General features: G+C 33.0%; 15 protein-coding genes and 1 pseudogene. 5 read left to right on the forward strand and 11 right to left on the reverse strand.

The genetic code is table 11. The features are described 5' to 3' along the window. Positions 1–25 precede the first annotated feature (25 nt). Together EAG11_RS03390 and EAG11_RS03395 are read left to right on the forward strand one after the other, a co-directional pair. Complete coding sequence (locus tag EAG11_RS03390; RefSeq protein WP_129537908.1) at positions 26–1,366, forward strand: inorganic phosphate transporter; 1,341 nt, start codon at positions 26–28, stop codon at positions 1,364–1,366. Between the two features lie 173 nt (positions 1,367–1,539). After that, entirely contained in the window at positions 1,540–2,916 is a 1,377-nt protein-coding gene (locus tag EAG11_RS03395) for an SMI1/KNR4 family protein (RefSeq protein WP_129537909.1), read from the forward strand. An 83-nt stretch (positions 2,917–2,999) separates the two neighbouring features. Here the strand turns inward: EAG11_RS03395 and EAG11_RS22075 are convergent, their stop codons facing one another. The 8 genes and pseudogenes from EAG11_RS22075 to EAG11_RS03430 all read right to left on the reverse strand — a co-directional run bounded on the left by EAG11_RS22075 (position 3,000) and on the right by EAG11_RS03430 (position 11,845). Further along, positions 3,000–3,152, reverse strand: coding sequence for a hypothetical protein (locus EAG11_RS22075; protein WP_242499253.1), 153 nt, complete (start codon positions 3,150–3,152; stop codon positions 3,000–3,002). A gap of 29 nt (positions 3,153–3,181) precedes the next feature. Next, positions 3,182–3,763: an RDD family protein gene (locus tag EAG11_RS03400; RefSeq protein ID WP_242499254.1), complete on the reverse strand. Its 582-nt coding sequence runs from the start codon at positions 3,761–3,763 to the stop codon at positions 3,182–3,184. A gap of 107 nt (positions 3,764–3,870) precedes the next feature. Next, the gene (locus EAG11_RS03405) at positions 3,871–4,266 is read right to left on the reverse strand and encodes a tautomerase family protein (RefSeq protein WP_129537910.1); all 396 of its coding nucleotides are present in this window, start codon (positions 4,264–4,266) and stop codon (positions 3,871–3,873) included. 177 nt (positions 4,267–4,443) lie between these two features. Further along, positions 4,444–5,979 (reverse strand): ATP-dependent endonuclease, encoded by a 1,536-nt coding sequence (locus tag EAG11_RS03410; protein ID WP_207209619.1) that lies wholly within the window; start codon positions 5,977–5,979, stop codon positions 4,444–4,446. Positions 5,980–6,229: 250 nt separating this feature from the next. Beyond that, the gene (locus EAG11_RS03415; RefSeq protein WP_129537911.1) at positions 6,230–6,652 is read right to left on the reverse strand and encodes a helix-turn-helix domain-containing protein; all 423 of its coding nucleotides are present in this window, start codon (positions 6,650–6,652) and stop codon (positions 6,230–6,232) included. A 347-nt stretch (positions 6,653–6,999) separates the two neighbouring features. Beyond that, positions 7,000–7,511 (reverse strand): annotated as a pseudogene (locus EAG11_RS03420) (DUF421 domain-containing protein). 285 nt (positions 7,512–7,796) lie between these two features. After that, positions 7,797–9,167: a 30S ribosomal protein S6--L-glutamate ligase gene (rimK, locus tag EAG11_RS03425; RefSeq protein ID WP_129537912.1), complete on the reverse strand. Its 1,371-nt coding sequence runs from the start codon at positions 9,165–9,167 to the stop codon at positions 7,797–7,799. A gap of 131 nt (positions 9,168–9,298) precedes the next feature. Then, complete coding sequence (locus EAG11_RS03430) at positions 9,299–11,845, reverse strand: ATP-dependent Clp protease ATP-binding subunit (protein WP_129537913.1); 2,547 nt, start codon at positions 11,843–11,845, stop codon at positions 9,299–9,301. Between the two features lie 257 nt (positions 11,846–12,102). On the opposite strand from EAG11_RS03430, the gene gyrA reads away from it, so the two are divergent. Beyond that, positions 12,103–14,751, forward strand: coding sequence for a DNA gyrase subunit A (gene gyrA / locus EAG11_RS03435; RefSeq protein ID WP_129537914.1), 2,649 nt, complete (start codon positions 12,103–12,105; stop codon positions 14,749–14,751). Positions 14,752–14,797: 46 nt separating this feature from the next. Then, entirely contained in the window at positions 14,798–16,066 is a 1,269-nt protein-coding gene (locus EAG11_RS03440; protein WP_129537915.1) for a tetratricopeptide repeat protein, read from the forward strand. 117 nt (positions 16,067–16,183) lie between these two features. On the opposite strand, the gene nth is transcribed toward EAG11_RS03440, so the two are convergent. From nth to EAG11_RS03455, 3 genes are read right to left on the reverse strand one after another with little or no spacing between them, the layout of a single operon-like run. Next, positions 16,184–16,825: an endonuclease III gene (gene nth / locus EAG11_RS03445; RefSeq protein ID WP_129537916.1), complete on the reverse strand. Its 642-nt coding sequence runs from the start codon at positions 16,823–16,825 to the stop codon at positions 16,184–16,186. A 2-nt stretch (positions 16,826–16,827) separates the two neighbouring features. Then, positions 16,828–17,220, reverse strand: coding sequence for a peptide-methionine (R)-S-oxide reductase MsrB (gene msrB, locus EAG11_RS03450; RefSeq protein ID WP_129537917.1), 393 nt, complete (start codon positions 17,218–17,220; stop codon positions 16,828–16,830). 43 nt (positions 17,221–17,263) lie between these two features. Further along, entirely contained in the window at positions 17,264–18,130 is an 867-nt protein-coding gene (locus tag EAG11_RS03455) for an alpha/beta fold hydrolase (protein WP_129537918.1), read from the reverse strand. 394 nt (positions 18,131–18,524) lie between these two features. Here EAG11_RS03455 and EAG11_RS03460 point away from each other — a divergent pair, with 394 nt between their 5' ends. Then, positions 18,525–19,334: a M48 family metallopeptidase gene (locus EAG11_RS03460; RefSeq protein ID WP_129537919.1), complete on the forward strand. Its 810-nt coding sequence runs from the start codon at positions 18,525–18,527 to the stop codon at positions 19,332–19,334. The last annotated feature ends 81 nt before the right edge of the window (positions 19,335–19,415 follow it).

Here is a 19,415-nt window from a genome sequence, read left to right on the forward strand (position 1 = left end):
AATTTCATTCTGAAGTTATAATTTTATGACGCTACTTATAATTATTATAGTATTAGCTTTAATTTTTGATTACATCAATGGTTTTCATGATGCAGCAAATGCTATTGCTACAGTTGTTGCCACAAAAGTATTGACGCCTTTTCAGGCCGTTGTTTGGGCAGCCTTTTTTAATTTTTTGGCATATTGGGTTTTCGGTTTTGGAGTAGCAGATACTGTTGCTAAAACCGCAAATACCATGCAAATCGATCTAGTTGTTATCTTAGCAGGGGTTATTGCTGCTATTTGTTGGAACTTATTAACTTGGTGGTTCGGAATTCCTTCAAGTTCATCGCATACATTAATTGGAGGTTTTGCAGGTGCTGCTATTGCTCATGCAATTGCTGTACATGGTTTCTCAGGTTATGTTGGTGAAGACGGTACAACACAATATTGGTACGATATAGTCAGTTGGTACAAAGCAGGAAAAGATGGAGGGATGCCCTCGGGAGTCCTTATCATTGTTGCTTTTATTGTTTTGGCGCCGCTATTAGGAGCATTAGCTTCGTATCTTATCTCTATTTGGTTATTAAACTCTTCTAAGAAAAGTATTTTACCAAAATTGTTTACAATTGCTTTAATGATCTTTACAGGTATTTTCATTTATTATCAAATGATTCCTTATGAAACAATTATAGCAAACGGTGGGAAACCTCGTTTTGAATCATCTCATTTTTGGAGTGTAGTATTTGAATCGCACAATATAAAATGGTTTTTGGTAGGTTTTATTATCTATTCAGTTTCGGCATTTGCTTTGATATTTAGTAGCTTAAACCTACATCAGGCAGATAGTGCTTTGAAAAAAATGCAATTACTATCTTCTGCTGCTTTTAGTTTAGGTCACGGTGGTAACGATTCACAAAAAGTAATGGGTATTATTGCAGCAGCAGTTGCGGTTTATATTCATTCAAATCCAGGTATTCATATGGATGAATGGTTAGATGTGGTACTTCCGTCAGATGATGGAGCGTTCAAAATGCCAGCTTGGATTCCTTTAGCTTGTTATTCTGCAATTGCTGCAGGAACATTAAGCGGAGGTTGGAAAATTGTGAAAACAATGGGATCTAAAATCACTAAAGTAACTTCATTTGAAGGTGTAGCTGCAGAAACTGCAGGAGCATTAACGCTATATTTTACAGAGCATTTTAAAGTGCCAGTAAGTACAACACATACAATTACAGGTTCTATCATCGGAGTTGGATTAACAAAACGTGTATCTGCAGTTCGTTGGGGAGTAACCGTAAGTTTACTTTGGGCTTGGGTATTAACAATACCAGTTTCGGCTCTTTTGGCTGCAATAATATATTATACGCTTAGTATTTTTATATAAAAGTAAAAGGACATTTATAAAATGTGAGATTTAAAATCGCATTTTAAAATCATATAAAAAGCTAGTTTCTTTATTGAAACTAGCTTTTTTGTTTGTTGTAATGAATTTGCTTTGAAACTAAAATAGAGTACATTTATTCTATTCTAAAAAAGCAAGAAAGAATAAGGATTAAAATGGAAGAATCGAATAATAAGTTCGCAGCAGAACAAATAGAAAGGATTAAAAGCAAGCTAGTTGAAGCTAAAGCTACAGATAAAGATTTAAAAGTATTTGGCGCATCTGGTCACGAGTATGTTCTGGGAGAAGTTGCAAGTAGCGAAGCTATTTTAAAATTTGAAAGTGAATATGACGTACAACTCCCTAATTGTTATAAAGTATTTTTAATGAATATTGGAAATGGGGGAATATCATTCTCATCTTCGGCAGCAGGACCTTTTTACGGAATATATCCGTTGGGCGAAAATGTAAATGAATTAATCTATGAAAATACTAAGGAATACTTAAAAGGAGATTGTGTATTGTATCCCAAAATGTCAGAAGAACACTGGGAAAACCTTACTGAAAAGATTGAAGAGGACACAATTTCTGATGCGGATTACGAAAAGGAATTAGGTAAAATATATGGAGGGATATTGCCAATTGGTACACAAGGCTGCTCAAGTTATCATGCACTAGTTTTAAACGGAGAGTTTAAAGGAAGAGTGGTAAATATTAATAGCGAAAGATACAAACCTCAATTTACTTTTGAGTTGAATTTTTTAGATTGGTATGAAAGATGGCTTGACGAAGTAATTTCTGGTGATTTAATGCAGGAAAACGCAGGATGGTTTGGGTATCGAATAGGTGGTGCCACGCAGGATATTTTAAAAACGTACTTCTCGACTGATGACGATGAGGTTAAAAGCGATTGTTTGACAGGAATTTTAATCAAACAAAAATTAGATGCTGAGACATTAGATATAATTGAAGAAGAATATAAAAACAGTAATAACGAGATTCAAAAAGAATTACTTCAGCTACTTACAAAATTTGATTATGAGCGGGCATATCCTTATTTAGTAGATTTTGCAGATGAGAGTTTATTGCATGTTTTTCAATTCGTATTTTGGTACGCAAAAAAGAATAGCGCAGATTGGTTGGGCATTATTGAGTCGAATATAGACAGGATAAATGATGACGAAACTTTTAGTTTTTGTGTGTATCTACTAAAAGAAATGAATATCGATTATGGATATCTTGTAGTTCCTTTTACTCAAAATAAGGATCAGAGCATACGAGTTACTGCATATTATATGCTTGGGCAATTAAGTAATAAAAACAGCTATCTGGATGCTTTTATTGTTGGCTTGAATGATAGTGCAAATAGAGTTGTTCATACAGCGCTGCAAGCCTTAGATGGAGTAGAAGATAAAAGACTGTTGAAACATTACAAAAGCATTGCAGAACGATTTCCTGTAGAAGAAGATTATATTCTGGTGAATTTAAATCACAGACTTAAACCGTTTGGATTATCAAATACAACGATTAAAGATTTGGTTCTAGATATTTAAAGTGATTTTATAAAAAGAGAGAGGATAATTTCATCGAAATTATCCTCTCTCTTTTGTTTTGTATTTTCCTGTAAGCTGTCGATTTATTTTTGCATTTCTATTAGCCTCCATTGTCCGTTTGGTTCTTTTTCTAAATAGAGGTTTATGTTTAAGTCTTTTGTGTTTCCTAAAACTTTAATTTCAAATTGTGCTTGTCCTTTTCCGTTAGAAATACTCACATTTCCAGTTGGCATCATTCCGTAGCCTTTAATACCGCCAGTTTCAGTTATAATTTCTTCATTTTTTCTATTTCATTTATTGAAACTTTATACGCATCTGAGTTTTTCATTGCATTTCCTGCGAATAAAAATACAAACACAAAAAATATAACTCCAAGAGTAACTAAAGCTAAAATTCGAGGAAGTTGTTTGGGTTTATTTGGGTTTTTTACAACAATTGTTTTAGTTACTTTATCGCCAAGTCTTTTTTTCTGGTCACTTGTCGCTAAAACAATAAATTCAACTGGCCAGATGATAAGGAATAAGTTTCGTAAATATAAACGACCAAATGAAGGAATTTCGTTTTGATTGTTGTCATCACGAACCATAATTCCCATGATCCATTTACCAGGACTAATTCCTTTAAAGCTGTCTTTTGCAAAATATAAAATCAAACCAGGTACCATCACAAAGAACATTGTTGTTACCATTTTTACTGGATTGTTTTCGTCCATGAAATTTGATCCAAGTGCAGTAAATACAATTGAAACTATTAAAAATGACATTACGGAATGGTCGATTAGGAAAGCTACAATTCGCCTTTTTCTACTTGATTTTATAAATGTCAATTCTGCCGTTTGTTCTGTCATTATTGTTGTTGTTTAGATTTGAGGTTAACTTCTTTTACTAAAATAAAAGCCAAATATACACCCATTTCAATTCTTTAAATATGTTTGTGTGTAGTTGTTCTGTTATTTTAAACTTCAACCTTAAATCCTAAATCAACATCATGTCCTGATTGACCTTCTTGAACACCCCAACTTTCTTTTTTGCTATCTCTAACAACAATTAAAATATGGTCTTTAGGGATGCCTAATTCAGATAAATTTTTAGCGATTTCACTAAATAATTTCCTTTTCGCATCAATTGAACGCCCCGAAAAGGCATCAATACTGATTAAAGTGTATAATTCAGGTTGCGTTTTAGTTGGTGAAACTGCAAAACGATGCGGCGGATGAACCAAAAGCCGAACGGTTTTATCTTCGGGTGGGATTTGAAAAGCGGTTACCATTGCTGAATGAACTGCATCGATAATTCTAGTGCCTTCTTCTTCGTTATAGTCTTTTCTAACTTCTATTAAAATTGCTGGCATACTATTTTTGGTGGTTTTTAGTACTTTTTGTAGGTATGATTTTAGATAACAGTTTTGAGGTTTTGAGAGAGGTTTTGGAGGGAGAAAGATCTGTTATATATAAATTTCAAAAGTTCAGATGGTCTTTAAATTTAATATATCCACTAAATCTCTTCAAACGGCTCCTAGGTATGATTTTCATTCAAATTGTTTTCTTAAGAATTCAATAATTTTGTCAATTTCTGTAGGTTTATTTGCTATTAAATAGTCAACTATCATTTCTATTATTTCGTTCCTGCTTTTATTTCTAGCTTTTAATTCATTGTCAATTAATTTATAAAGTTTTTTCCCATTATTATCACTTCCGGTTTGTATTGTATTTGTGTAGTTTTCAATTATTGAAGTTAAACTAACTTGATGGAAAATGAAATCATTTAATGTTCTAAAGAGTTTATGATCAACATTATCGCATAGATTTTTCTTTAAGTATTTTTCAAGGCTTTCAATTGGTAAATAATTTAAAGGTATATTATTATTAATTTCATTTTTTGTAATATAATTTTCTGCGTCTGTTTTTACATCACCATCAAGAATAATTGAAATACTTGAAGTTTTACCAACTAAATTACTACTTATCACTTCTTTTGCTAATTCTATTACATTAGAATAGCCACCACAAGGTAATACGTGAACCAGTTTATTTGATAACAAGGAATATTTTCTTAGAATTCTATTTACAATTTCTTTTGCTAAATCATCCTCAACTAAAATAATATAATCGTAACCCGAATGATCGTATAAGATCCTTGTTGCGTATGCTGGATAACAGGGATTTAAGACCTCTAAAGAATTGTCTGAATGTCTATCTAAAAAGAAAATGTTTTCAGGTTCAATCGCACTAATTAGTTCAATTGAATGGGTTGAAAAATAAATTGCATAATTATATTGATTTGACATTTCTTTTAAGAAAAACACTAATCGTTTTAATGATGATGGATGTAGAGCTAATTCAATTTCATCAAGAAATAAAATACACGGCTTTCTAAGATTTGCTCTGTCAGAGTTACGTATATTAATTGAATTTAAAACACTAATTAATAAATTTTCACCTGTTGACATATGAAATTGACTTACCCTCTTTATTCCTTTCTGATAATAAAAAATGTCGCCATTTACCTTTACAGTTTGCTTAACTTTAAATCCATTTAATTTAAGAAGTTTATCATAGAAATTTTTATTATTGTGAAGAATGATTCCTAGATTTTCTCTAATAAAATCAGATCCATTTTCTAGAATGCTGTCATTTATTTGGTCTAATTTTGAAAGTAATTCAAAGTTGGTGTTTCTAAATCTATTTCCAAAAATTATACTACCTTCATAGAATCCTTTTATGTCCATAAAACCATTTCTTTCTTGAAGCCATTTTCCATCTTTTTTTGTCCAAGCTCTTGTTGCTCCATTTAGAGCAAAAGAAATGCTTGCATCTTCATCTGTTTTGCCAAAATAGTCGTGCATTGGTAGGTTAAAAAAAACACTTGATGCAGAAGTTACCACTGTGCTTTTTCCAGAACCATTTTGTCCAGTAATTGCATAAAGTCCTTTTTCTATGGATAAATCTATATCAAGACTTTCGATTGATTTTATTTTTCTAATCTGCATATTTAATCTCATAGTATTTTTTCTATTTCTGGTTTCTAAAATTGTATAAAACTTCTCCTTTTCAAAACTTTTCACAGTACTATTAAATGAAAAGCTACAATAGTTATATTTCGTAAAATTAGTTTTACAAACATATTGAAAACTTTGTTAATGTAAATACGGAATTCCGTAAATAAATCAAAATTATAGGGAAATATTGTTATTTATTAACATAAAAAGAATCGTTATAAATAATTTTTAACGCCTTGGTATTAATAATGACTTTCTAGCCCATAAAAAAAGCCTAACCAAAGGTTAAGCTTTTATATACTATTTGTAATGTTGTCTATTTGTTTTGAATCAACTTCTCTAACCTCAACATCATTTCGTCTTTTTCTTTAAGCATACGCTCATAAAGGACGATTTTCTCTTCATGAAGTTCGATGATTTTTTCGATTGGATTGATTGTACATTTGTAGTTTTCTGCATATGCAACTGCATCACCATGAAAATTACTAGCTATAATATTTATGGCTTGTTCTTCGTCAAAGTTTTCAATAGCTTCTACAGGTATTTTAAGTATTTGAGATACTTGTTGTAATATGCTAGTTTCTATAGCTTCTTTTTGTTCTAGTAGAGATATTTTCTTTTGGTTCCAGTCTTCGCCAAGTTCAAATGCAAGTACTTCTTGCTTTATTCCTAACATTTCACGGAAACGTTTTATATTTCTGCCTTGGTGTATTTTTTGATTGCTATTTGTGTGCGTCATGGTTTCAAAATTAATATAATCTAATGAGTTAAAGGTAGCAAAATACTTGTATAAAATTGAATCTACTTTGTAAAATGTAGTTTTTGTATGTTTTGTACCTCGTTACAAATACCATGTTTTATATTTAAATGTAAATTATCACAATAGCTATGGGGCAAAGTTTTCTAAGTCAATTATGACTAAAATTTTTTACGCAAAGTCGCAAAGGAGCTAAGAAAACAACTTTTTAAAACTGTGGCTTGGCGACTTGGCGAGAGATTTATTTAGTATAGCCTTAAATATATTTTTTCTAATTAGTTGATATTGAAATATCCAGTTAGGCTTTTAAACTTTCGACTTGCCTAAAACTACTTCTGGAAATTTTTATGATTGTGTTTTCGTTTGTAAATCGTTTGCTTTAAATGCTCGTTATTTTGCGAAATAATACTAATTGTACCATCTATCTCCAGCATGGCTAATTTTACCTCTTTGTAATGCGCTACGCCATGTTCGCGCATGGCTTCCTCAAGTTCATCAGATGTGATGTTTAATTTGCTTAACGATTTAAAATCGATATGTCCATTATGAATCAGAACTTCTGGTTTTTCGAGCAAAAGGTTGTGCAGGAATTTAGATTTATAAGTAAGCTTTTTAAAAGTGTAATTAATGATAAACAATACGGCAGCAGCTGCAATGCCCCCAAGAGGCTTGTGTCACTGCCAACCATTGCGTTCTGAACAGCATTACTAATTAATAAAATCAGGATTACATCGGCAGTATTAAGCTGTGATAATTCTTTTTTACCAAAAACGCGTAATGCAATCACCATAAAAAAGTAAACCGAAGCACTTCTGATAACAATATCAAGATATGGATTCATATTTTCTAGTTTAATGATTTAATCGAATATACGATTAATAGAGCATTATTTTAACTCGTTAATTGCTATTACTGCGTCTGTTTGCTTCGTTTGGCTTGTAAAAATGGTATTCAACACATAGAAACATAGTCGCGATAGGTATCGAGATAAAATTGATAATCAAAGGTGATTCAAGAAAAATATATTTTTTTCACATAGTCTTATGTGATTTATTTTAAGTGAAACGTCTTTTCTAAGTTTTGTAAATCGATGCTTCTATGTGTTAAAATAATTGCATCTAGCAGGCTATTTAAGTTTAAAATTCTTCTCAATAGCTTTTATCATTTCACCTGCTACATCTTTATTGGTTGCACCTTCAATTCCTTCTAATCCAGGAGATGAGTTTACTTCTAGCAATAAAGGACCTTTGGATGAACGGATAATATCAACACCAGCAACTTTTAAATCCATTGCTTTGGCGGCTTTTATGGCGATTCTTTTTTCTTCGCTTGTAATTTTTAATATCGATGCAGTTCCACCTAAATGAATGTTTGCTCTAAATTCGCCCGGCATAGCTTCACGCTGAATAGCAGCAACTACTTTTCCGTCGATTACAAAACAACGAATGTCTTTACCGTTTGCTTCTTTAATGAACTCTTGTACCAGAATGTTGGCATTTAGGCTTTTAAAAGCATTGATAACACTTTCTGCAGCCTTTTTTGTCTCTGCTAATACAACGCCTTTACCTTGAGTACCTTCTAATAGTTTTACGATTAGAGGAGAACCTCCAACCATTTTTATTAAATCATCGGTATCTAATGGAGAATTAGCAAAACCAGTTGTCGGAATGTCGATTCCGCTGTTGAGTAACAATTGTAACGAGTATAATTTGTCACGTGATTGGGTTATTGCAGAAGCTGAGTTTAAGCAAAAAACTTTCAAAGCTTCAAACTGACGTGTTAGTGCACAGCCGTAAAACGTAATACTAGGACGAATACGCGGGATAATAGCGTCAAATTGATTCAATATTTTACCACCACGGTAGTGAATTTCGGGAGTTTTGGCATCGAGTTTCATGTAGCATTCTTTGATATTCAAAAACTGCATGTCATGACCTCGCATTTCGCCAGCCTCCATGATTCGTTTATTGCTGTATAATTCAGGATTACTTGCCAAAAGTCCGATTCGTAGCCCCGAAGTTGCTTTTTCGGAGTTTTGATATAATTCTTTTAACGCGTCAGAAGTAGGTTGACCTAAAAGGTATTTTTCTTCAGGATCAACAAGTACTCTGCCACTCATGGCTTCACGACCTAAAAGCATTCTGAAACCCATAGAATCACGATTGGTCAGAGTCATTTCTATAGGCCATTTAGAATCGCCAATTTTTAGGTTTGTTTGTATAACATAGCGTTGTTCTCTAAACCCACTAGAGCTTTTTACTACCCTTTTATCTACTAGGGGAGCTTCGCAGTGTATTATTGTTTTTGTATTGTTTTGTATTGGATTAATATCAAATTTAACCCAACTAGCATCATTTTTTATAAAAGGAGCTATGTTTATGGCGTGCATCGCCGAGGTTTTTGCACCTGAATCTACACGTGCTTTAATTGTTGGGATACCTAATTCAGGAAAAGAGCACCATTCTTCGCTACCTAAGATGACTTTATTTTGAAGCATAATTTGATTTGTTTGACTTATCAAAAATAGAAATTTGTTTTTAATAATTTACCGATTTAATATAAAGAATAAACCCGTTATGTTATAAAAAACGTAACGGGTTTAGATTTTGTTATAAAAAATAAATTACTTTATTGATTAGTTGGCTCTTCGGCTTTATGAACATCAACAGTAAGTTCTTGTGATTCTTCATTTAAATCAATCAAGATTTCATCGCCCGAAGCAATTTTAGAAGTAATGATCTCTTCTGCCAATATATCTTCAACGTATTTTTGAATCGCTCTTTTTAGAGGTCTTGCTCCAAATTGCTTATCGAACCCTTTATCTGCGATAAATGCTTTTGCTTTATCAGTAAGGTTTAGTTTGTATCCTAATTCTTCTACACGTGCGTATAGTTTCTTAAGTTCAATTTCGATAATCAAATCGATATCGCTTTTCTCTAAGCTGTTGAATACAATAACATCATCAATTCTGTTTAAGAATTCTGGTGCAAATGTTTTCTTCAATGCGTTTTCGATAATGCTTTTCGAATTATCATCGGCTTGAGCAATTTTAGCAGCAGTTCCAAATCCAACTCCTTGACCAAAATCTTTTAATTGTCTTGCTCCAACATTTGAAGTCATGATAATTATAGTGTTTTTAAAGTCAATTTTTCGACCTAAACTATCTGTTAAATATCCATCATCAAGCACCTGAAGCATCATATTGAATACATCTGGATGTGCTTTTTCGATCTCATCTAAAAGTACAACACAGTAAGGTTTTCTACGAACTTTTTCAGTTAATTGTCCACCTTCTTCGTAACCAACGTACCCCGGAGGCGCTCCAACTAAACGAGAAATAGCAAATTTCTCCATGTATTCGCTCATGTCAATACGAACCAAAGCATCTTCAGAATCGAATAATTCTTTTGCCAGAACCTTTGCTAGTTGTGTTTTACCAACACCAGTTTGTCCTAAGAAAATGAATGATCCAATAGGTCTGTTTGGGTCTTTAAGACCAGCTCTGTTACGTTGAATAGAACGAGCGATTTTTAAAACAGCTTCGTTCTGACCAATTACTTTATCTTGAATTAATTCAGGTAATTTAGCCAATTTGTTGCTTTCTGTTTGTGCAATTCTATTTACAGGAATTCCTGTCATCATAGATACTACATCGGCAACATTATCTTCGGTTACAAGGATTCGGTTATTTTTAGAATCTTCTTCCCATTGTTCCTGAGCTACGGCTAATTCTTTTTCGATGCGTTTTTCATCATCGCGAAGTTTAGCTGCTTCCTCATATTTTTGTTTTTTGACAACTACATTTTTGTTTTCACGCACTTCTTCCAGTTGACGTTCTAAATCTAAAATTTGTTTTGGAACATCAATATTAGTGATATGTACACGAGATCCAGCCTCATCAAGAGCATCAATAGCTTTGTCTGGCAAGAAACGTTCCGACATATATCGGCTTGTTAATTTTACACAAGCTTCGATTGCTTCGGGTGTATAAGTCACGTTGTGGTGATCTTCGTATTTGTCTTTAATGTTATTTAAAATTTCAATTGTTTCTTCAATAGAAGTTGGTTCTACAATTACTTTCTGGAAACGTCTTTCTAGCGCACCATCTTTTTCTATATATTGTCTGTACTCATCAAGTGTAGTGGCTCCAATACATTGGATTTCTCCTCTTGATAAGGCAGGTTTAAACATATTAGAAGCATCTAGAGATCCAGTTGCACCTCCAGCACCAACAATGGTATGAATTTCATCGATAAAAAGGATGATGTCATCATTTTTTTCTAATTCATTCATTACTGCTTTCATGCGTTCTTCAAACTGACCACGATATTTTGTTCCTGCTACAAGGCTTGCTAAATCTAAGGTTACCACACGTTTGTGAAATAAGATACGAGATACTTTTTTCTGAACAATACGTAAGGCAAGACCTTCTGCGATAGCAGATTTTCCTACTCCAGGTTCACCAATTAATAAAGGGTTGTTCTTTTTTCTACGGCTTAAAATTTGCGAAACGCGTTCAATTTCTTTCTCACGTCCTACAACAGGATCAAGTTTTCCTTCCTCGGCCATTTCTGTTAAATCTCTCCCAAAATTATCCAAAACAGGTGTTTTAGATTTTTTATTGGACTTATTGGCTGGATTATTAAAACTTCCTTCTTTAAGACTGTCATCTTGTCCTGAATCATCATTATATGATTCGTTTCTTGGCAAGTTTTCTAAAAATTCTTCTTCGCTTGGAGTCATATTTAAGTATTGTTCTTTAGCTACGTCATAATCTATTTTTAGCTTATTCAATAGCTTGGTTGTTGGATCGTTTTCGTTTCGTAAGATGCATAAAAGTAAGTGCGCTGTACTAATAGATGAACTCTGGAATACTTTGGCCTCTAGAAATGTAGTCTTTAATGCTCTCTCCGCTTGACGTGTAAGATGGAGATTCTTTTTTTCTACATTGATTTCGGCACTAGGATTGGCAGGACTCAGTATTTCAACTTTCCTACGTAAATGCTCTAAATCAACTTCTAGGTTATTTAATATATGAATGGCTTTTCCGTTTCCATCCCTTAAAATGCCTAGCATCAAATGTTCAGTACCAATAAAGTCGTGTCCCAATCTTAAGGCTTCTTCTTTACTGTAGGTAATAACATCTTTTACTCTTGGTGAAAAATTATCATCCATAATATATAATTAGTATTGTAAATTTAGTGAATTAGTGTGTTAAAAACAAAAACCATACCCATTAGAAATGTCATGTCAGCTAAGGGACGAAAAAATAATAATAAATGAGTTAAATATGATTTAAATTATTAACTAATGTGTAAAATAAAGTTGTTAATAAATCATTGAAATAAGTAGTGTAAAATACCTTCAAAAATTTCAAAAATGCGTATATTGGCACGTTTTGAAACTAATATAATTTTTTAATATAACAACTTATGTCTGAAGGAGAAAAGTTAATTCCTATTAACATAGAGGATGAAATGAAATCAGCTTACATCGATTATTCGATGTCAGTAATTGTATCGAGAGCGCTTCCTGATGTTAGAGATGGCTTGAAACCAGTGCATCGAAGAGTTCTATACGGAATGTATGATTTAGGTGTAACTTCAAAATCTGCCCATAAAAAATCCGCCAGAATTGTCGGTGAAGTTTTAGGAAAGTATCACCCACACGGAGATACTTCAGTTTACGACGCCATGGTACGTATGGCTCAAGAATGGAGTTTGCGTTATTTATTAGTGGATGGCCAAGGTAACTTTGGTTCTGTAGATGGAGATAGCCCGGCAGCAATGCGTTATACGGAGGCTAGAATGCGTAAGATTTCAGAAGAAATAATGGCTGATATCGAAAAAGAAACAGTTGATTTTCAATTGAACTTTGATGATACGTTATATGAGCCTAAAGTAATGCCAACTAGAGTTCCTACTTTATTAATAAACGGAGCAACTGGTATTGCAGTAGGTATGGCAACTAATATGCCACCTCACAACCTTACAGAAGTTATCAACGGTACATTAGCTTACCTTGAAAATAACGATATTGAAATAGACGAATTAATCACGCATATTAAAGCACCTGATTTTCCAACAGGAGGTATAATATATGGTTACGAAGGAGTTCGTGAAGCATTTAAAACAGGTAGAGGACGTATTGTAATGCGTGCCAAAGTTGGTTTTGAAGAAGTAGATGGTAGAGAATGTATCATTGTAACCGAAATTCCATACCAAGTCAATAAGGCAGAAATGATCAAGCGTACTGCTGATTTGGTAAATGATAAAAAAATCGATGGAATTGCAAATATCCGTGATGAGTCTGATAGAAACGGTATGCGTATCGTTTATATCCTTAAGCGTGATGCAACTCCAAACGTTGTTTTAAATACCTTATATAAATATACGTCATTACAATCTTCATTTAGTGTAAATAATATTGCATTAGTAAAAGGTCGCCCACAAATGTTGAATCTAAAAGATATGATTCACTATTTTATTGAGCACCGTCATGATGTTGTAGTTCGTAGAACTAGATTTGAATTACGTAAAGCCGAAGAAAGAGCGCACATCTTAGAAGGTTTAATTATTGCATCAGACAATATTGATGAAGTAATTGCTTTAATAAGAGGTTCGAAAAATACGGAAGAAGCTCGTGAGAAATTAATCGAAAGATTCAATTTATCAGATATTCAAGCACGTGCTATCGTAGAGATGCGTTTGCGTCAATTAACAGGTCTGGAACAAGATAAGTTAAGAGCTGAATACGAAGAATTAATGAAATTAATTGATCACTTGAAAGCATTATTAGCTGATGTTGATTTGAGAACTAATTTAATTAAGGAAGAACTAATCGAGATCCGTGATAAATACGGAGATGAGCGTCGTTCTAAAATTGAATATTCTGGTGGAGATGTTAGTATTGAAGATTTAATTGCAGATGAGAATGTAGTAATTACAATTTCGCATGCTGGTTATATCAAACGTACAAATCTTACGGAGTACAAAACACAAAATAGAGGAGGAGTTGGACAAAAAAGTGCTGGAACAAGAGATCAAGATTTCCTTGAGCATATGTTTGTTGCAACCAATCATCAATATATGATGTTCTTTACCCAAAAAGGGAAGTGTTTCTGGATGCGTGTGTATGAAATTCCAGAAGGAAGTAAAACTGCCAAAGGTAGAGCGATCCAAAACTTGGTGAATATAGAAAGCGATGATAAAGTTAAAGCGTTTATCTGTACTCAAGACTTAAAAGACAAAGATTACATCAATAGTCATAACTTAGTTATGGTAACGAAAAAAGGACAGGTTAAGAAAACTTCTTTAGAGAAATATTCTAAACCTAGAGTAAATGGAGTTGCTGCAATTACTATTAAAGAAGGAGACGAATTATTAGAAGCTAAATTAACCAATGGAGAAAGTCAGATTATTTTGGCTGTTAAATCTGGTAAATTAGTTCGTTTTGAAGAAACTAAAACCCGTCCGATGGGAAGAACAGCTTCAGGAGTTCGTGGAATTACTTTAAAAGATGATACCGATGAAGTAATTGGTATGGTTACAGTTGATAAAGATGATGTTAACGATTCTCAAATTTTAGTTGTAACTGAAAATGGATACGGAAAACGTACCAAATTAGTTGATGACGATGGTGAAGATGTTTACAGAATTACAAATCGTGGAGGTAAAGGAGTTAAAACTCTTAATATTACTGAAAAAACCGGAAAACTTATTTCGATTAATGCAGTAACAGATGCTGATGATTTGATGATTATCAATAAATCTGGATTAACAATTAGAATGGCTATTGAAGATTTACGTGTAATGGGTCGTGCTACTCAGGGAGTTCGATTGATTAATTTAAAAGGTAAAGATTCTATTGCAGCTGTAACTAAAGTAATGAAAGATGATGTTGCAGAAGTTGTTGTTGATGAGGACGGAAATGTTATCGAAAGTGTTATCGAAAGAGTAAAACCAGACTTAGAAGTTCTAGAAGACGAAGGTGTTGTTGAAGACGAAGACGAAGATGATGACGAAGACGTTGAGGAAGATGATGCAGAAGACGACTCGGAAGAAGAAGAATCTGAAGAATAATTAATAGAACCCAACAAACAAATTTAAATATATAAAATTGAACACTATGAAAAGTAAATATGTAATACTAGCGTCAGCTTTATTGATATCAGTAGCTACTTTTGCTCAAAAAGATCAAATTAAGAGTGCTGAAAAAGCATTGAAAAGCGGAGATACTAAATCGGCTATCTCTATTCTAGACGCAGCAGATTACCTGATTACAAATGCAAAAGATACTGAGCAAGCTCAATATTATTTTGTAAAAGGAAATGCTTACTTAGAAGAAGCTAAAAAAGGAGTAGATGAAGGAAAAAACCTTTTGCTTGCTGCAGAATCATACAAGAAATTAATTGAAACTGAGAAGCAATCAGGGAAAACTAAATATTCAACTCAAGCAGCTGCTTCAATTACTGATATCAAAGGAAGATTGATTAATGGTGCTATCGCTGATTCTAAAGTAAATAAACATGCAGATGGAGCAAAGAAAATCTATGATGCTTATTTATTAGACAAAAAAGATACAGTTAACTTGTATTATGCAGCTTCAACTTATGTAAATGCTGGAGATTATACTGCAGCTTTACCACTTTATGAAGAGTTGAAAAGATTAAACTATTCAGGAAAAGGTACAACGTACTTGGCTACAAATAAAGGTACTGGAGAAGATAATGCTTTTGCTACTGCAAATGAAAGAGATCTTGCTGTTAAGATTGGAACTCATGAGAATCCAAAAACAGAAGTTTCTCCTTCTAAAAGAGGTGAGATTTTCAAAAACATCTCTCTTATCTTAGTTCAAAATGGTAAAATTGAAGAAGCTAAAAAAGCTGTCGCTGAAGCTAGAACAGCTAATCCAGAAGATAAATCTTTGATTTTAACAGAGGCAAATTTATATTTGGAAACTAAAGATTATGATACTTATAAAAAACTAATCGGTGAGGTTTTGAAAAACAATCCAAACGATGCTGATTTGCTTTTTAACTTAGGAGTATTAAGCGGAAATGCTAAAAATTCTGCAGACGCTGAAAAATATTATACTAAAGTAATCGAAATCAAACCTGATTATATTAATGCATATATTAACCTAGCAGCATTAAAATTAGAGAACGAAAAAGCTATAATTGACGAAATGAATAAGCTTGGGAATTCAGCTAAAGACATGAAGCGTTATGATGAATTGAAAGTTAAGAGAAACAACCTTTTCAAAAGCACAATTCCATACCTTAAAAAAGCAGTTGAGTTAGATCCTAAAAACGAGGATGTTTCTAAAACACTTTTAAATGTTTACAGCGCACTTGAAATGACTGCTGAATACAAAGCATTGAAAGCAAAAATGTAAGATCATTTTGCTAAGCATAAAAAAACCGAGATATACATCTCGGTTTTTTTATGCTTTATAGTAGCGTACTGTAGAGACACACCGTAGTGCATCTTCTTTGTTATTTATAAAAAGTAATTATTCTAGGCTAAGGTAATAATTGCAATGCGGGTTAATTAGGCATTCGTTGCATTTTGGCTTTGGACGACAGGTCTCTCTTCCTAAAAATGAAATAGCCATTCCTATTTCTCCCCAAATGTCTTTTGGTAAAAGTTGCATCAATTCTTTTTCTACTTTATTACCGTCTTTAGATTCTTTTGTTAGTCCAATTCTTGGTGCTACACGAATAACATGTAAATCTGCAATAATTCCTTCAGCAGGCTTATTTGACTCTTTTAGAATCACATTAGCAGATTTTCGACCAATACCTTTTAATGCTACCAAATCTTTCATTGTCATCGGGATATTTTCATCCTTTTGAACAGTATTGGCAATTTCTATTAACCATTCGGCCTTAGTTCTGTAGTTTCTAACTTTACTAATATAAGAAAATAGTTCTTCTGTATTTGTTTTAGCAAGGCTTTCCATGTTTGGATATTTTGCAAAGAAAGTAGGAGCAATTGAATTGATGTTGGCATCAGAATCTTGAGCTGATAATACTACCATTACAAGTAATTGATAGGTATTCTGATAATCTAAAGGGTGTTTTCTGCCTTTGTATTTTGTTAGAATAGGTTCTAGAATTACTTTCCAATCTGGAGTTTCGCCAAATAAATCCATGACTATTTGTCTTTAAAATCTATCGATAAAGAGTTTACACAATAGCGTTGTCCAGTTTTGGTTGGACCGTCATCGAATACATGTCCTAAGTGACTTCCGCAATTTGCACATAAAATTTCAGTACGTTTCATTCCGTGGCTTACATCCGAAATATATTCGACTTTACCAGGTATCGATTCGTCAAATGAAGGCCATCCGCAGTGTGCATCAAATTTCGAATTACTCTCAAACAATGGTTCATTACAAGCTCCACAACAATAAACTCCATTTTCAAAATGAAGGTTATATTCTCCAGTATGTGGGCGTTCGGTTCCTTTTTGGCGGAGTACATGGTAACGGTCATTGCCAAGTTGCTCTCTCCATTCCTGTTCTGTTTTTTCGATTGGATATTTCATTGTTTTTTATTTTTTTGTCAAAAAGTAAGACTAACAAAATTAGTTACTTATGTTCAATAAATTGTACTGTTTTATTAATAACATTCGAATTGCCTAAAATTTTACGATGTCCTAATCCCTCGGTTAATAGCAATGTGCTGTTTTTTAAATGTTCATTTATATGAATTCCAGCTTTTACAGCAACTTCTGGATCATCTTTATCATGAATAACTAAAACAGGAATATTTATAGATGCCGCTGCTACATATGCTGAAAAATCATTCATTTTTATGTTGTATTTATTTTCAAAATAGTTTCGTAGGCGAGTACTGATATCTGGTTTTAATTCTAGTTTAGCGACAAAATCATCAATAATGTCCTGAACGATGTCGCCACTGCCAATAATAACTGCACGATTCACATTTAACCCTTGTTTTATAGCATTTAAAACAGACATGCCTCCTAATGAATGTCCAACGGCGGCTTCAAATGGGCCATATTGTTTTTCAATTTCTAAAATTGAAGCAATAAAGTCGACCATATGTGTGGTTTTATCAGGAGATTTTCCATGAGCAGGCGCATCAAAACTAATAGTTTGGTAACCATGTTTAAGGAGTTCGTCGGCAATCTTAAATAATTGTGTGCCACGACCAGACCAACCGTGAACTAAAAGTACTCTCTTGTCGCTTTTTCCATATTTATAGACAACAATTTCGCTATTTATTGCGGGTACTTTTATAGTATTCTGGATGCTTTTGCGGTCCATTTCCAATTCTCTTTTAGGAACCTTATGCTTTATTGGAGTTATAAAAAGTTTTGTAGCATATGAAGTGGCTAGTTTAGGCGAAATAAAAGAAAGGAATTTACCTGTTGTTATTATAAATCGAGGAATTTTTAGTGATTCTGTGGGATTAGATGTTTTTTTTGACATTATAATAAGTTTTATAGCGCTTTTAGAATAGTTGGATTTAAAAATATAAAAGTAAGACAATTAATAAAATGTATTGGTAAGTTAGAGTTTATTTAGACAATCTGTTGGGTATAATTATTTTAACACATAGAGACATAGTTTAATAATGCTTAAAAAGGCGTTTCACTTAAAATAAATCACATAAGGCTATGCAAAAAATAAATCTTTAATAACCTTTGATTGTCAGTGCTATACAGATAACCTTATGTGTTAAGAACTGTTTTTACGAATTGTACCTGGCTAGTTAAGACAGTAACGATAGCGAATAATTTTAATTATGATATTTTTTAAACGAATTGTATAAAAAATGAATTTAGAATAATTGTATTTTTGTTTGTTATTAAATCTAAAAGTCATGAGAAATAAATTATTATTGGGAATTTTCACTATAGCTACGGTGTATTCATGTGCAGTTAATCCTGTTACAGGAAAAAAGAGTCTTAATTTTGTTTCTAATAGCGAGCTGTTTCCATCTTCGTTTCAGCAGTACAATACCTTTCTTAAAGAAAATAAAGTCATTACAGGTACTGCCGATGCCAAAAGAGTTGAAAATGTTGGTATGAAAATAAAAGCGGCAGCCGAAAAATATTTAGCCTATTTAGGTCAATCACAATATCTTAAGGATTACCGCTGGGAATATAAACTAGTTGATAATAAAGAAGTAAATGCTTGGTGTATGCCAGGAGGTAAAATTGTTGTTTATTCAGGAATTCTACCAGTAACCAAAGACGATGCAGGTTTAGCAACCGTTTTAGGGCACGAAGTTTCACATGCATTGGCAAATCACGGAGCACAACGTATGAGTGCGGCCCAGTTGCAACAATTAGGTGCCGTTGGTGTTGCAGCAGTAACAGGCAATCAAAGTGCAGAGACACAACAAATGTGGCAGAAATATTATGGAATAGGATCGCAAGTAGGAGTGATGTTGCCATTTAGCAGAAATAACGAAAGTGAAGCTGATAAAATTGGATTAACTCTTATGGCAATTGCAGGATACAATCCAGATGAATCTATTGCTTTTTGGAAAAGAATGGCAGCTCAATCATCTGGGAAAACACCAGAGTTTTTGAGTACACACCCGTCTGATGCAACCAGAGTTGCTAATTTAAGTACATTAATTCCTCAAGCAAAAGCAACGGCGCTTAAAGTAGGTATAATCAAATAATGAGAATATATTTTTTGATTTCTAAAATCATTAATTTTCAATCAAGCTATCTTTCTTAAGATAGCTTTGTTTTTTAGGAGG

The organism is Flavobacterium sp. 140616W15 (assembly GCF_003668995.1).
In the GTDB taxonomy this organism is placed as follows: Bacteria; Bacteroidota; Bacteroidia; order Flavobacteriales; family Flavobacteriaceae; genus Flavobacterium.